General features: G+C 71.3%; 15 protein-coding genes. 5 read left to right on the plus strand and 10 right to left on the minus strand.

Features of this window, described 5'->3' with window-relative positions; genetic code table 11:
- Window positions 1–144 precede the first annotated feature (144 nt).
- The 3 genes from ACIA6T_RS09970 to ACIA6T_RS09980 form a co-directional block, all read right to left on the minus strand.
- On the minus strand, window positions 145–1056 hold the full coding sequence (locus ACIA6T_RS09970; protein WP_399446073.1) for an SRPBCC domain-containing protein: 912 nt from the start codon (window positions 1054–1056) through the stop codon (window positions 145–147).
- A gap of 86 nt (window positions 1057–1142) precedes the next feature.
- Window positions 1143–2816, minus strand: a complete 1674-nt coding sequence (locus tag ACIA6T_RS09975) for a polyamine aminopropyltransferase (RefSeq protein WP_399446074.1) — start codon at window positions 2814–2816, stop codon at window positions 1143–1145.
- A gap of 140 nt (window positions 2817–2956) precedes the next feature.
- Window positions 2957–3475 carry a DUF2617 family protein gene (locus ACIA6T_RS09980; RefSeq protein WP_399446075.1) on the minus strand — a complete coding sequence of 173 codons (519 nt, stop codon included), beginning with the start codon at window positions 3473–3475 and terminating at the stop codon, window positions 2957–2959.
- Between the two features lie 835 nt (window positions 3476–4310).
- Between ACIA6T_RS09980 and ACIA6T_RS09985 the strand changes: the two genes are divergently transcribed.
- A complete protein-coding gene (locus ACIA6T_RS09985; RefSeq protein WP_399446076.1) occupies window positions 4311–5504 on the plus strand; it encodes a pyridoxal phosphate-dependent aminotransferase in 1194 nt (397 codons plus the stop codon).
- 285 nt (window positions 5505–5789) lie between these two features.
- Here ACIA6T_RS09985 and ACIA6T_RS09990 read toward each other — a convergent pair whose 3' ends face one another.
- From ACIA6T_RS09990 to ACIA6T_RS10010, 5 genes are all read right to left on the minus strand, one after another.
- Window positions 5790–6128 carry a type II toxin-antitoxin system PemK/MazF family toxin gene (locus tag ACIA6T_RS09990; RefSeq protein WP_399446077.1) on the minus strand — a complete coding sequence of 113 codons (339 nt, stop codon included), beginning with the start codon at window positions 6126–6128 and terminating at the stop codon, window positions 5790–5792.
- On the minus strand, window positions 6122–6487 hold the full coding sequence (locus ACIA6T_RS09995) for a hypothetical protein (protein ID WP_399446078.1): 366 nt from the start codon (window positions 6485–6487) through the stop codon (window positions 6122–6124). Before ACIA6T_RS09995 ends, ACIA6T_RS09990 begins: the two co-directional genes overlap by 7 nt.
- An 85-nt stretch (window positions 6488–6572) precedes the next feature.
- Window positions 6573–7469, minus strand: a complete 897-nt coding sequence (locus ACIA6T_RS10000) for a hypothetical protein (protein WP_399446079.1) — start codon at window positions 7467–7469, stop codon at window positions 6573–6575.
- Window positions 7470–7752: 283 nt separating this feature from the next.
- Window positions 7753–7890, minus strand: coding sequence for a DUF397 domain-containing protein (locus tag ACIA6T_RS10005; protein WP_399446080.1), 138 nt, complete (start codon window positions 7888–7890; stop codon window positions 7753–7755).
- Window positions 7847–8761: a Scr1 family TA system antitoxin-like transcriptional regulator gene (locus tag ACIA6T_RS10010; RefSeq protein ID WP_399446081.1), complete on the minus strand. Its 915-nt coding sequence runs from the start codon at window positions 8759–8761 to the stop codon at window positions 7847–7849. Before ACIA6T_RS10010 ends, ACIA6T_RS10005 begins: the two co-directional genes overlap by 44 nt.
- Before the next feature lie 178 nt (window positions 8762–8939).
- On the opposite strand from ACIA6T_RS10010, the gene ACIA6T_RS10015 reads away from it, so the two are divergent.
- The 3 genes from ACIA6T_RS10015 to ACIA6T_RS10025 all read left to right on the plus strand — a co-directional run bounded on the left by ACIA6T_RS10015 (window position 8940) and on the right by ACIA6T_RS10025 (window position 9984).
- Window positions 8940–9377 (plus strand): ATP-binding protein, encoded by a 438-nt coding sequence (locus ACIA6T_RS10015; protein ID WP_399446082.1) that lies wholly within the window; start codon window positions 8940–8942, stop codon window positions 9375–9377.
- 79 nt (window positions 9378–9456) lie between these two features.
- Window positions 9457–9714 carry a type II toxin-antitoxin system Phd/YefM family antitoxin gene (locus ACIA6T_RS10020; protein WP_398367822.1) on the plus strand — a complete coding sequence of 86 codons (258 nt, stop codon included), beginning with the start codon at window positions 9457–9459 and terminating at the stop codon, window positions 9712–9714.
- A gap of 9 nt (window positions 9715–9723) precedes the next feature.
- The gene (locus ACIA6T_RS10025; RefSeq protein ID WP_399446083.1) at window positions 9724–9984 is read left to right on the plus strand and encodes a Txe/YoeB family addiction module toxin; all 261 of its coding nucleotides are present in this window, start codon (window positions 9724–9726) and stop codon (window positions 9982–9984) included.
- Between the two features lie 109 nt (window positions 9985–10093).
- On the opposite strand, the gene ACIA6T_RS10030 is transcribed toward ACIA6T_RS10025, so the two are convergent.
- Together ACIA6T_RS10030 and clpB are read right to left on the minus strand one after the other, a co-directional pair.
- Window positions 10094–10624, minus strand: coding sequence for a YbjN domain-containing protein (locus ACIA6T_RS10030; protein ID WP_399446084.1), 531 nt, complete (start codon window positions 10622–10624; stop codon window positions 10094–10096).
- Window positions 10625–10798: 174 nt separating this feature from the next.
- Window positions 10799–13396 carry an ATP-dependent chaperone ClpB gene (clpB, locus tag ACIA6T_RS10035; protein ID WP_399446085.1) on the minus strand — a complete coding sequence of 866 codons (2598 nt, stop codon included), beginning with the start codon at window positions 13394–13396 and terminating at the stop codon, window positions 10799–10801.
- 128 nt (window positions 13397–13524) lie between these two features.
- Here clpB and ACIA6T_RS10040 point away from each other — a divergent pair, with 128 nt between their 5' ends.
- Window positions 13525–13941, plus strand: coding sequence for a pyridoxamine 5'-phosphate oxidase family protein (locus ACIA6T_RS10040; protein WP_399446086.1), 417 nt, complete (start codon window positions 13525–13527; stop codon window positions 13939–13941).
- The last annotated feature ends 182 nt before the right edge of the window (window positions 13942–14123 follow it).

Genomic DNA, 14123 nt, shown 5'->3' on the forward strand with positions numbered 1-14123 from the left:
GGCCCCCCCCGGGGGCCCCCCGGGCGCCCCTACGCCCCGGGGCACGGCCGTAGCTGCGGGCAGTCGTGCCGCTGGGGCGGCACGGGTGGGCGCAGCGGCACCCCGTAAACGCCGGGCTGCGCAACCCCACCCCTCACCACAAGTTCAGCGGCGCCTGCGGAGCGCCCTGACCGCGACGACCACCGAGGCGACCGCCAGCGCCGCCGCCGGTGCGGCCCAGCGCAGGGGCGTGACGGAGGAGACCGTCTGCGGCGCGGGAACGGGCGCGTAGCGGCCACGCGGCGGCGCGTGGTCCACCTCCTCCGCGCTGCGGCCGATCATCGTCCGCCGAGCATGCGCCGCCTCGGCCACGGAGTCGTCGTCCGCCTCGAGGGAGGACGGCGGAACCTCCGCGTCGAAGACGGACGACGGAACGTCCTCCGCATCCGGAGCCGACGACGGAACGTCCTCCGCATCCGGAGCCGACGACGGAACGTCCTCCGCATCCGGAGCCGACGACGGAACGTCCTCCGCATCCGGAGCCGGCAGCGGAGCGTCCTCCGCATCCGGCGTGGTGTCGAAGTCGGTCGTGGCCCGCGGCTCGAAATCCCCCGTCGACAACAGCTCGGGCGACTCCGGCCCGGAGCCCCGCTCCACCGCACCGGCCCCCAGATTCTCCGCGAAGCGGTCCAGCAGGCGGCCCACCGCGGAGGCCACCGCGTCCGCGGGAAAGTCCATGATCCGGCCGCCGGCCGTACCCGTACCCGAGACCGTGAGAGCGGTACCGCCCTCCACGGACCGCAGCCGCAACCGCAGCGCGAGCTTCACCGAGCCGCTGCCCCGGGCCTCCGCCGCCTCGCCCTCGACGGCGTAGGACCCGTCGTCCCGCGCGGACACCCGTACGGCACCCCGATAGGTGACGGAGTGGCTGCCGACGCGGATCTTCAGCCGTCCGGCGACGGGATCCGCCCCGGCCTCGTGCTGGAGCCCGGGCACCGCCCGGGCGACCCGCGCGGGGTCGTCCAGCACCTCCCTGAGCCGCTCCGCCTCGACCGGAACGAACACCTCGTGCTCCATGAGTGCGGAGCCTACCCACGCGACGCCGGACCGCACCCCCGTCGGCGGGAAGTCGCGGCGCGTCGGCACGGAACGTAGTAGGGGGTTCAGCCGGAGTACCGGGGGTGCACCAGCGTGGACGGCGGCAGACCGGTGACCCGGGTGCGCTCCGCCGCCCGGACGTCCGCCGCGAGGGAGGAGCCGGTGAGCGTGCGCGGACGCGGCCCGACGGGGTCGAGCCGCGGCTCGGGCAGGTTGCGGGCGGCCAGCACGAACCCCCAGTCACGGTGGACGTGGGCGGTGGCCGGGGCCCCCCGGTCGGGCCCGGCGGCGAAACCTGCCCGCCGGCCGCTCACCCGGTACACGGCGGTACGCAGCCCCGCCGCGCGGAGTGTCGAGTCCACCGTCCAGAAGTCACGGGGCCGGATCGCCACCGCACCCCCGTGCACCACGAGCCGCCCGGCGGGCGCCAGCACCCGCCGGGCCAGCCCGTAGAACTCCTGCGAGTACAGCTTGGTGCTCGCGGTGATCCCGGGATGCGGCAGGTCCGAGACGACGACGTCGTACGCCGCCGGGGGCGCCCCGCGCAGCCAGTCGAAGGCGTCCGCGGTGGTCACCCGTACGCGCGGATCGTCGAGGGCGTGCGCGTTCAGCGCGGACAGCGCCGGATCGCGGCGGGCCAGCCGCACCACGCCCGCGTCGATCTCGACGACGTCGACCCGGCGCACACCGGTGTGGCGCAGCACCTCGCGGACGGCCAGCCCGTCACCGCCGCCGAGGACGAGCACGCGCGCGTGCGGCCCGTGCATGGCGGGGTGCACCAGCGCCTCGTGGTACCGGAGTTCGTCCCGGCCGCTGACCCGCAGCCGCCCGTCGAGGAACAGGTTCAGGGGCCGCCCGTCCCGCCCGCCGGTGAGCAGTACCTCCTGGACGTCCGTCCGCAGGGCCACCCGTGCGTCGGAGCCGTACATGGCGTGCCGGGCGGCCCGTTCGAAGTCGTCGACGAGGACGGCGGCGGTGGCGAGGACGACGAGCACGCACACGTTGACGGTGACCAGCAGCCGGCGGGCGCGCCGCGTGAGGTCCTGCCGGAACAGCCCGAGCACCAGTGCCCCGCCGACGACCGCGTTGACGGTCCCCGTGATCAGCGCGCCGGTCAACTGGCCGAGCAGCGGCAGGAGGAGGAAGGGGAAGGCGAGCCCGCCGACGAGCGCGCCGACGTAGTCCGCGGCGGACAGGTCGGCCACCGCGCCGCCCGCGTCCTGCCGGCGGATCCGCTGGATCAGCTCCATCAGCAGCGGCACCTCGGCCCCGATCAGCAGGCCGGTGGCGAGGGAGAAGGCGACCAGCAGCGCGCGCGGACCGCTCGCCCACACGCCGCCCCAGTCACCCGTCCAGGCGAACACGGCGTACAGCGCCATCGCACTGCATCCGCCGACGAGGGCGAGGGCCGCCTCGACGGCGCCGAACCCGGCCGCCGCGTGCCGCCGCAGCCGTTTCGCGGCGAGGGAACCGATGCCCATCGCGAAGACCATCACGGAGAGCACGACGGACGTCTGGGCGACCGAGTCACCCATCAAGTACGTGGCCAGCGCCACCAGTTCCAGCTCGTACACGAGTCCGCAGGCCGCACAGACGAACACGCCCGCGAGGACCAGGAACCGCCCCGTGCCCTGCCGCACCGGCAGCCGCAGCGCGCTCCCCGCGTCGCCGACGGGGCCGCCCGGCCCGCTCCAGGACTGCGTGGAGCCGGGCGGTGCGGGGGCCTGCGATTCGATCACCCCAGCGACGTTACGTTACGCCTCCACCGCACAACGTCACCCACACGTGTGGTCTTTGTTTACGCCTGCCCGATATTGGTACAAGCAACGACCCCCTCGGTCCCCGACCCTCGATCCCCGGCCTCGGCCCCCGGCCGGCCTCACACCGCCGACCTCACCCGCACCCCCACCCTCGTCCGCGTCGCCACGAGCTGCCCGTCCTGCGGATAGGCGTGCCAGGTCCGCCAGTGCACCTGGCCCTCATGGCTCTGGGCGAGCAGCGCCGTGAACGCGTGCGGACTGCCGGGGAAGACCCCGGCGAGGCCCTGTGGATGGTCGGAGACCAGGGCCAGCAGCTCCTGGGCACGGCCCGCGAAGGTTCCCGGGGAGAGCATCTCCACCCGGGCGGCGAACTCGTACTCCCAGTCGTCCACCCGCTTGGCCACGCCCAGCGGAAGCGGCGTACTGCTGCCCGGAATGCACGCCACCGTCTCCGAGCAGATACCCCGCTCCTCCTCGAGGAGCACCTGGTGGGACGCGCCGAGCAGTCTCAACTGAACCTTCCTTCCCGCCAGTTCGAGATCGAGGGTGGCCAGCGCGGGAAGCGGCTCGCGTCCCAGGGCCCAGGCGAGGTCGGCCGCGCGCGTGTCGGAATAGGAGGTGTTCAGGGTCGTGAGCATGGATCGGCTCCGCTGGCACGCAAGGAGAGGGAGACAGGGGGGTCGCGCACCCCGGTCGCGCCGGGGGACTCGGCCCGTCAGCCCGGTCGCCCGGCCGGAAGAAGGGTCCGCGGGGAGTCCGAGGGCTGCGTCGGTGATTTATAGGCAATCATGAATTGTGGTGCCACCACAGCGTTTTTACCCAACTTCGCGGCCTTTCCATCCCTTGGGGGGCTCTCCAGCTCAACTGTTCAACCTCGGCGTGCGCCTTGAGGTGACGGCGTACGCCGGTGGACCGCGCCCCGGAACGGCACAGCGGGGCCCGCCCCAGGTGCGGACCCCGCTGTCGCGGATACGTCATCCCCCGATGCGGAGGCGGGCTGCCCCGTGTCAGCCGCCTCCTCCACCGCATCCGCCGCCGCCCCCGCAGGACGACCCGCCTCCGCAGGACGAGCCACCACCGCAGGACGATCCCCCGACGGAGCCCGACGAGCAGGACCCGCCGCCGCCTCCGCCACCCCCGCTGTCGCCCGCCCACCAGCTGTCGCGGCTCCTGCCACGACGACCACCGGACGAACCGCCACGACGACCACCGGACGAACCGACGGGGCGGCGCACCGGACGGAACACCGCCCCGCCGGCCGCCCTGCGCCTCCCCACCACGCTCGACCCCACGAACACCAGGACGATCCCGGCCAGAACGATCCCGAAGACCATGACGCCCCCTCCTTCCGAGTCCCCCGTGATCCCCCGAAGCGGCCCCCCGTGGGCGCCCCGCTCACGTGTGTGACCGGGAGATGCCCTCCCCCCGCGCGGCCCAAAGCAGAGTTGAGGAACTCCAGAGCTTCGGCGCAGGATGGCCGCCATGACCTCCAGCGCGCGCCCTCTCCTCAACCGCCGGCTCGCCGAGTTCGGGACGACGATCTTCGCCGAGATGTCCGCCCTGGCCCTGCGGACCGGCTCCATCAACCTGGGCCAGGGCTTCCCCGACACCGACGGCCCCGAGGAGGTCAGGGAGGCCGCCGTACGGGCCCTGCGGGACGGCCGCGGCAACCAGTACCCGCCGGGCCCCGGCGTCCCCGAACTGCGCACCGCCGTCGCCGCGCACCAGCGCCGCCGCTACGACCTCGCGTACGACCCCGACACCGAGGTCCTGGTCACCGCCGGCGCCACGGAGGCCATCGCGGCCGCCCTGCTCGCGCTGCTGGAACCCGGCGACGAGGTGATCGCCCTGGAGCCGTACTACGACTCCTACGCGGCCTGCATCGCCATGGCCGGCGGCCGGCGCGTCCCCGTCACCCTCCGCCCCCACGAGGGCCGCTTCCGCCTCGACCTCGACGAACTGCGCGACGCCGTCACCGACCGCACCCGCCTGCTGCTGATCAACACCCCGCACAACCCGACCGGCACGGTCCTCACCCGCGAGGAACTGACGGCGATCGCCGAACTGGCCGTCGAGCGCGACCTGCTGGTGGTGACCGACGAGGTCTACGAACACCTGGTCTTCGACGACGCCGAACACATCCCCCTGGCCACCTTCCCGGGCATGCGCGACCGCACGGTGACCATCTCCAGCGCGGGCAAGACCTTCTCCTTCACCGGCTGGAAGGTCGGCTGGATCACGGCGTCCCCGGAACTGGTCACGGCGGTCCGCTCGGCCAAGCAGTTCCTCACCTACGTCTCGGCGGGCCCCTTCCAGTACGCGATCGCCGAGGCCCTAGCCCTGCCGGAGTCGTACTTCACCGACTTCCGCGCGGACATGCTCACCAAGCGCGACGTCCTGGCGGCGGGCCTGGAAGAGGCCGGCCTCACGGTCTACCGCCCCTCCGGCACCTACTTCATCACCGCCGACATCCGCCCCCTGGGCGAGACCGACGGCATCGCCTTCTGCCGTGCCCTCCCGGAACGCGCGGGCGTCGTCGCCATCCCCACAGCCGTCTTCTACGACCACCGCGACATGGGCGCCCCCTTCGTCCGCTTCGCGTTCTGCAAGAAGAAGCCCGTACTGGAGGAGGCCGCCCAACGCCTCAAAGCCGCCGGAACCCGCTGAGCGCGGTCACCCGGCCTTGGGCGATCCCCTTCACGGCCAGGTGCGTTCGATGCGGTCACGTCGCACCGCGTAGGCCGCGGGACCGCCCCCGGCCACGGCCCGATGGATGGCCTCACGGTGTACGTCGACTGCGGGATCTGCAGACAGGAGGCCGTTTCCGTGGAGGTCAGGAGTCCGTCCCTGAACCGGTCGGTCATGCTTCACCCCCTCCGTCTGTCGTGTCCGCCGGCGGATTTCGCATCGTCGGACATCAGGTCCCCATCCGAACGCTTCGCTGAGCGGTGACTACGCCAGTCCGAGGATCACGCGAACACACTCCTCCACCCGCCGCATTTCGCTCGGGGCCAGCAGGCCGAGACGCCGCCGAAGCCTTGGCTTGTCCACAGTGTGCAGGTCGGTGCAGTTCACATACGACTCGTCGTACTTGGTCACCCCGCAGTCGGGACCGACCGGAACGTGGGTGGAGGCGGGGCCGGGTGTTCCGGTGATCACGGCGACGGTCAGCGCTGACAGCGGTTCGGCGATCCGGTTCACCGTGAGGACGACCACAGGGTGCGGGCCGATGGGGTCGGGGAGAGCACACCCCCACACTTCGCCCCGCAGTGCGGAGCCGGTGTTCACCACTCGGTCTCGTCCGCTGCCGCCAGTTCGTCCGCCGTGGCAGGCAGGACGCCCCCAGGAACCGGGGCCTGGGCGCCGCCGTAGAAGTCGCGGATCTCCTGGGAGGCGGCGACCTCGGTCGCCTCGCGGGAGAGCAGGCGAAGTCCTTCGCGCAAGGCGTCGGAGAGCGAGTTCAGCTGAAGGGTCCGCATCACCTGCTGCAGGTCCGCCATCTCGTCCGGGCGCAGCCGCACCTGGGCCACGCTGGTAGCGCCGCTGTCACCCTGCTTCCGGCGCGTCTGCGAGGTCCGGGGCGCGGCCGAGGTGCGCTTCCTGGGCGTAGCACCCGCAGCGTGGCTCTTCCGTTCGGTCTTCGAGGTCATTCCTACCTCCCCTCGTGTATGACAAATGTAGTACATGCAGTGTCTTCCCCGTGTCCGAGCTGGTCAAGCGTCTCGAGTGGGCGACTCAGCCGGCGGCGTGGAGACGGCTCCCCGACCGGCAGCCTCGGCACCGGCCGGGTTCCGGTGCGCGGAATGCCTTGTCGCAGCCGTCACAGGTCTGGAAGGGGAGGACGGCGGGGCGTTCGTCGCGGTGTGTCGGCGGGAGGGGTGCGGCGGGTAGTGGTGTTTCGCGCAGGCGGTAGGCGAGGATGCCCGCCGGACGGGTCAGGAAGTGATCGGGGAGGCCTTCGGTCAGCAGCTTGATGATCCGCACCGTTCCCAGACCCGCCGCGAGCCACCGGGAGACGGCCGGTGCCAGCCGTGCGGCCTCCTGTACGGACAGGACGAGGCGGGGATCGACCCGACACAGTGCGGTGAGTACGGCGAGGGCCTGGGGGTCGGCGTCGGCATCGGCGTCGGCGTCGGCGTCGGCGTCGGCGTCGGCGTCGGCGAGGGACAGCGTCGGCTGCGGCTCTGGCACGGTCTTGGCCGGTTCGGTGACAGGCCGCTTCCGGGGCTCTCGCGGGGCCGGTGGTTCGGGCGGCTCGGGCGGCCCGTCCGGGTCCGGTACGGCGCCCGGTACGGCGTAGAAGTACGTCCGGGTACGGATCTGACCGGTCGGGAGGCGCTCGCGCCGGCGTTCCAGGTACCCGGCGGCCTCCAGCTCCCGCAGGGCCCGCGAGATGAGGATCTCGCCCTCGGTGAAGTGCGCGCACAGGGCGGCGATGCTGACGGGGGTGCCCTCGGGGAGGGAGGCGATGTAGACCGCGACACCGATGGTGACCGCGCTGCCGCGCCGCTGGGCGAGGGCGTTGGAGACCACGGTGAAGTCGGCGGTGAGGCGGGTGCGTACGTGGATCACGCCGGAGGTCGGCGCTCCGGCGTCGGCGCGCAGGCGCGCGCTAGACTGCGGGTCAGCCATTGGGAAGGTTGGTGCTTCCTGATCGGTGAGGCCCTCGTCCCGGGACGGCGAATCCTGGGCGGGGGCCGCATTTGTCTGCGGTTCTTGCGGCGAACGTAGCCGCCCGCATTCCGCACCTGCAAGCCGGTCACTCGCACGAGTGACGCGGGCCTTCCGACCGGGAGGGTGGGTGGGTGGGCAGTTCTTTCTCCCGGTTCTTTGGGGAGGTCAGTGGCCGACCGGACCCTCGCGGACAAGGGCCCGGTCGGCCCGGAAGACGGACGACGACCGGGGCCCGGCCGGCTCAGGGACGGTGGTGTTCCGCCTTCAACCCGCCTGTGAACGCGGCCCAGGAAGCGGCTTCGAAGCACAGCGCCGGACCGTGCGGGGTCTTGCTGTCACGGACGGGGACGACGGCCGGGAACCCGTCGGCCACCTCCACGCAGTCGCCGCCTTCCTGATTGCTGTAGCTGCTCTTGCGCCAGGCGACGCCGGTCAGATCGGGAAGGGACATTCGCTTCACGGTGGTAGCCCTCCATCGCGGATCGGATCATGCCGAGCGACATGAGTGTGGGCAGAGCGTCCGCCCGCAGCCGATCGTAAGTCAACGAGAAGCGCTCCACCTCGGCTGGTTCCTCGATGAGTTGGCCGTAGTGAGCACCCTCCGTGTAGGCGACCTCCGAGCCGTCCGGCAGCGTCAGAACCGTCAGGGACCCGCCCATGGCGTCATGCTCACCCTGCTCGAACGGCAGCACCTGCACCTTGATGTGGTGCTCCGCCGCCGCCTTCACCAGCCGCTCCAACTGCGCCCACATGACAGCGTTTCCGCCGATCGGACGTTTGAGCACCGCCTCGTCGAGCACCACCCACAGCTCCGGTCGGTCGGGGGAAGCGAGCCGCTGCTGTCGCCCCATGCGGGCGGCGACCCTCTCCTCCAACTGCTCATCACCGTCGAGCGTCAGGCCGACGCTCAGCACGGCCCGTGCGTACGCCTCCGTCTGCAACAGACCGGGCACCAGGTGCGCCGCGTACTGCCGGACCGACACCGCCTGCTCCGAGTGGGCGATGAACTTCCGTGACCAGTCCGGAAACGCCTCCCGGTACACATACGGCCACAGCTCGACGAGCAGACCGTCCGCACCCAGGGCCGCGTCCAGCGCACGCGCCAGTTCCAGCGTCGGCTTCGCCCCGGACGCCCGCTCGATCTGCGTGATCCGCGTGCCCACCACGTGCGTCCTGGCGCCGAGTTCGGCCTGGGTGAGCCCGGCCGCCGTACGGAGTCTGCGCACCCGCGTACCGAACAGCGCCGCCATCGACGCACTGGGGTCAATTGCGTTGGCCAAAGCGTCACTTCCGTTCCTTATGGCCTGAAAGGTAATACTGCGCCCTCTGTTGAGCGTAGAGCGATCGGACGAAGCTTGGGTACGGAAAGTGATGACTCGTATACGCCACGAGACGACCCGGGCTCGACAGAGAAGGACGGACCAAGCCGTGCTCACAGGAACGACCACCTCGGCCGCCGCGCAGTTCACCTCCTCACCGCGCGGCGCGCAGCTCGCCCGGCGTTTCGCCGTTCGCCGTATGGAGGCGTGGGGCCACCCGCCCGCGTCGGACGTGTCGTGTGCGATCGCCCTCGTCGTCGGTGAGCTCGCGGCGAACGCCGTGCGGCACGGCCGGGTCCCCGGACGCGACTTCGGCCTGCGGCTCGCCCTCGACCCGGCGGCGGGCCTGGTCCGGGTCGAGGTGGCGGACGCCGCCGCCGCGAAGCTGCCGCCCACGTCCGCGCCCTCGTCGTGTCCCGAAGGCGAATCCGGCCGGGGGCTGCTCCTGGTGGAAGTGCTGGCCATGCGCTGGGGGTGGGAGCCTCGCCGGCCCGTGGGCAAGACGGTGTGGGCGGACGTGCCCGTGGAGACGCCCGACCTTGGGTGAACGGCCCCGGCCCCACCGTCTCACGGTTGCCTCACCACCAAACCGACGTACAATTTTCTGTACGTATAGGAGGTCGATCGTGAAGACCATGTCGTATTCCGAGTCACGCGCGCGGTACGCCGAGGTGCTCAACTCCGTCACCGACGACCGCGAAGAGGTCGTCATCACCCGGGCCGGACACGAGCCGGTCGTCATCGTCTCCCTTGAGGACTACGAGTCCCTGAAGGAGACGGCCTACCTGCTGCGGAGCCCGGCGAACGCCCGGCGGCTGCTCGCGTCCATCGACGAGCTGGAAAACGGTGGCGGCACCGTACGCGAGCTGACGACCGACGGGTGAAGGCCGCACATGAAGATCACCTTCTCCTCTCGCGCCTGGGAGGACTACACGTGGTGGCAGCTTCAGGACCGGAAGACCCTGAAGCGGATCAACACGCTCATCGCGGACATCGTCCGCAACGGCAACGAGGGCATCGGCAAACCGGAGCCGCTCAAGCACGGGTTCCGGGGTTACTGGTCACGCCGCATCAATGACGAGCACCGTCTGGTCTACAAGGTCGCCGAGGACAACATCCTGATCGCTCAGTGCCGCTATCACTACGAGGGCTGACAGGACTCCAGGCCACGACGGTGCAGGTGACGGAGCCGGCCATGAAAGAGCCCGGTCCGGACGGTGACCGTCCGGGCCGGGCTCTCGCCACGCCATGACCGGGGACGGACTACTCGTCGTCCTCGGGCTTGTCGTCCGTCTCGTTGATCTCCTGCTCCAGGCCGAGCTGCTCGACGAGCCACTTGTCGAACTCGATCGCGGCCCGCACCCAGCTCACCGTCGACGAGACGAAGTGCTCCAGGCTGACGCCCATGCCGATCAGCATCTGGGCCTCACCGATGAGACGGACCGTGCCGTCGTCGTGGGTGTGGGTGTAGACCTTGGGCCACAGCGTGCGCCGGTTCCAGTCGTCGATGGACTCGAGGAGCTGGGGCTTCTCGTCGATCTGGTGCGGCCGGTCGTAGAACGTCCGGACGGAGAAGATCTGCTGGTCGCCCTCCCCGCGGAACATGAAGTAGGTGCGGAACTGCTCCCACGGCGCCGCGAGGTCACCCTCGTCGTCGACGACGTACTTGAGCTCCATCTGGTCGAGGAGCTGCTTCACGAGGTCCTGATCCGGGACGACGGGGCCCGCCGGTCCTTGCGGCTGCGGCTCGGGCTGGCCCCCGAAATTCGGAATCGAGGACGGGTCGATGGTCACCGTGATTTTCCCTTCGTACGGATCCCGCCATCCTCCCCCATGCGGGGAGGGGGGTGGCAAGCCCCGACGGGCCTGTCAGCCGTAGGCTGACTCGATCCGGTCAATGCCGGGGTACCCGATACGGCTCGGGCCCAACGTCCCGGGGGACATCGGGCCCGAAAACGGAACCGTCACTCAGAGCGACTTGCCGGTGGCCGGGCCCACCAGGAGCCCGTCCTCGTAGCGGTCCACGCGGACCGTGTCGCCGTCCTTGATCTCGCCGGCCAGGATCTCCTTGGCGAGGCGGTCGCCGATGGCGGTCTGGACGAGGCGGCGCAGGGGACGGGCGCCGTAGGCGGGGTCCATGCCCTCCTCGGCGAGCCACTCCAGCGCCTCGGGGGTGACGTCCAGGGTGAGGCGGCGTTCGGCGAGGCGGCGGGAGAGGGACTCCAGCTGGAGCTTCGCGATGCGTGCCAGCTCGGGCCTGGTGAGGGCCGAGAAGACGACCAGGTCGTCGAGGCGGTTGAGGAACTCGGGCTTGAAGGAGGTCCGGACCACCTCCAGGACCTGCTCCTTCTTCTCCGCCTCGGTGGTCACCGGGTCGACCAGGTACTGGCTGCCCAGGTTGGACGTCAGGACGAGGATCGTGTTGCGGAAGTCCACCGTGCGGCCCTGGCCGTCGGTGAGGCGGCCGTCGTCGAGGACCTGGAGCAGGATGTCGAAGACCTCGGGGTGGGCCTTCTCGACCTCGTCGAGGAGGACGACGCTGTAGGGGCGGCGGCGGACGGCCTCGGTGAGCTGGCCGCCCTCCTCGTAGCCGACGTAGCCGGGGGGCGCGCCGACGAGACGGGCGACGGAGTGCTTCTCGCTGTACTCCGACATGTCGATGCGGACCATGGCCCGCTCGTCGTCGAAGAGGAAGTCGGCGAGGGCCTTCGCCAGCTCGGTCTTGCCGACGCCCGTGGGGCCGAGGAAGAGGAAGGAGCCGGTGGGGCGGTCGGGGTCGGCGATTCCGGCGCGGCTGCGGCGTACGGCGTCGGAGACGGCGCGTACGGCCTCGGTCTGGCCGATGAGGCGCTTGCCGAGTTCGTCCTCCATGCGGAGCAGCTTCTGGGTCTCGCCCTCCAACAGGCGGCCGGCGGGGATGCCGGTCCAGGAGGCGACGACGTCGGCGATGTCGTCGGCGCCGACCTCCTCCTTGACCATGGTGTCCTTGGCCGCTTCCTCCTCTGCCTCGGAGGCGGCCTCCAGGTCGCGTTCCACCCCCGGGATCTCGCCGTAGAGGAGTTTGGAGGCGGTGTCGAAGTCGCCGTCGCGCTGGGCGCGTTCGGCCTGGCCGCGGAGTTCGTCGAGCTTCTCCTTCAGTTCGCCGACCCGGTTGAGGGACTGCTTCTCCTTCTCCCAGCGGGCGTTGAGGCCGCGCAGTTCCTCCTCCTTGTCGGCGAGGTCGCGGCGCAGCTTGTCCAGGCGCTCCCGGGAGGCGGCGTCGGTCTCCTTGCCGATCGCCATCTCCTCCATCCTCAACCGGTCGACGGCGCGCTGGAGTTCGTCGATCTCGACGGGCGAGGAGTCGATCTCCATGCGGAGGCGGCTGGCTGCCTCGTCGACGAGGTCGATGGCCTTGTCCGGGAGGAAGCGGGAGGTGATGTAGCGGTCGGAGAGGGTGGCGGCGGCGACGAGGGCGCTGTCGGCGATCTGGACCTTGTGGTGGGCCTCGTAGCGGCCCTTGAGTCCGCGGAGGATGGCGATGGAGTCCTCGACGGTCGGTTCGGCGACCAGGACCTGCTGGAAGCGGCGTTCGAGGGCCGGGTCCTTCTCGATGCGTTCGCGGTACTCGTCGAGGGTGGTGGCGCCGACCATGCGGAGTTCACCGCGGGCGAGCATGGGCTTGAGCATGTTGCCGGCGTCCATCGCGGAGTCGCCGCCGGCGCCGGCGCCGACGACGGTGTGGAGTTCGTCGATGAAGGTGATGACCTGGCCGTCGGAGTCCTTGATCTCGGCCAGGACCGTCTTCAGGCGCTCCTCGAACTCGCCGCGGTACTTGGCGCCGGCGACCATGGCGCCGAGGTCGAGGGCGACGAGCCGCTTGTTCTTCAGCGACTCGGGGACGTCGCCCTTGACGATGCGCTGGGCGAGGCCCTCGACGACGGCGGTCTTGCCGACGCCGGGCTCGCCGATCAGCACCGGGTTGTTCTTGGTGCGGCGGGACAGGACCTGCACCACGCGCCGGATCTCCTGGTCGCGTCCGATGACGGGGTCGAGCCTGCCCTCGCGGGCGGAGGCGGTGAGGTCGGTGCCGAACTTCTCCAGGGCCTTGTACTGGCCCTCGGGGTCGGCGGTGGTCACCCTGCGTGCTCCGCGCGCCTTCTGGAAGGCGTCCTGGAGCTTCTTCGCGGTGGCGCCCTGCCGGGTGAGGACCTCGCCGGCGGCTCCGCCCTTGGCGGCGGTGCCGATGAGGAGGTGTTCGGTGGAGAGGTACTCGTCGCCGAGGTCGCGGGCGCGGGACTGGGCGTCCGCGATGACGGCGAGCAGTTCACGGTTGGGCTGGGGCGGTGCGACGGTGGAGCCGGTGACGCTCGGCAGGCCGGCGAGGACGCGCTCGGCCCCGGAGCGTACGGCGGCCTGGTCCGCGTCGACCGCGGCGAGCAGGTCCGTGATGTTCTCGTTCTCCTGCCCGGCGAGCAGGGAAAGCAGCAGGTGGGCGGGGGTGAGGTCGGGGTGCCCCTCGGTCACGGCCCGGTTTCCGGCGGCCTGGAGCGCTTCCCGGCTCCGGTTGGTCAGCTCGGCGTCCACGTATCCGTTCTCCTCCTTGCGGTGACCCTTCAGCGGCCTTCGTGGCTGACTCGGTCAACGTACACAAACTTGAGTCTATTCCACTCAAGGTGATGGACGGGAGTGCGGCGAGGACTAAGTTCCGGTCCATGGCCACCTCGTACTCGGTAGATCCGGGCGATCCGGACGCGTCGTATCTCAGCTTCTGGCGCGAGAAGCACCTGTGCACGCTGACCACCCTCCGCCCGGACGGCACCCCGCACGTGGTACCCGTCGCGGTGACGTACGACCCCGGGGCGCGCCTCGCCCGGGTGGTCGCGAACGGATCCAGCGCGAAGGTGCGGCACGTGCGGGCGGCGGGGGACGGGGGCGCCCTCGTCGCGGTGTGCCAGGTGGACGGCCGGCGGTGGGCGACGCTGGAGGGGCGGGCGGTGGTCCGTACGGAGCGGGAGCGGGTCGCCGAGGCGGAGCGGCGGTACGCGGAGCGCTACGGGCGGACGCCGCGGCCGAACCCGTCGCGGGTGGTCATCGAGATCGCGCTCACGCGCGCGATGGGACGCGGGTGAGGCGAGCGGCGCCGCCCGTACCGTCGAACGATGGCTTCCGGCCATCGCTCGACCGGGTCGATACCCGGAAATGTCGCGGAAAACTGCAGCGGGGGGGGGGGGGGGGGGGGGGGGGGGGGGGGGGGGGGGGGGGGGGGGGGCGGGCGGGGGGGGGGGGGGGGGGGGGGGGGGGCGGGGGGGCG

The sequence above is a fragment of the Streptomyces sp. NPDC051740 genome (genome assembly GCF_044453165.1).
Taxonomy (GTDB): domain Bacteria; phylum Actinomycetota; class Actinomycetes; order Streptomycetales; family Streptomycetaceae; genus Streptomyces; species Streptomyces atrovirens.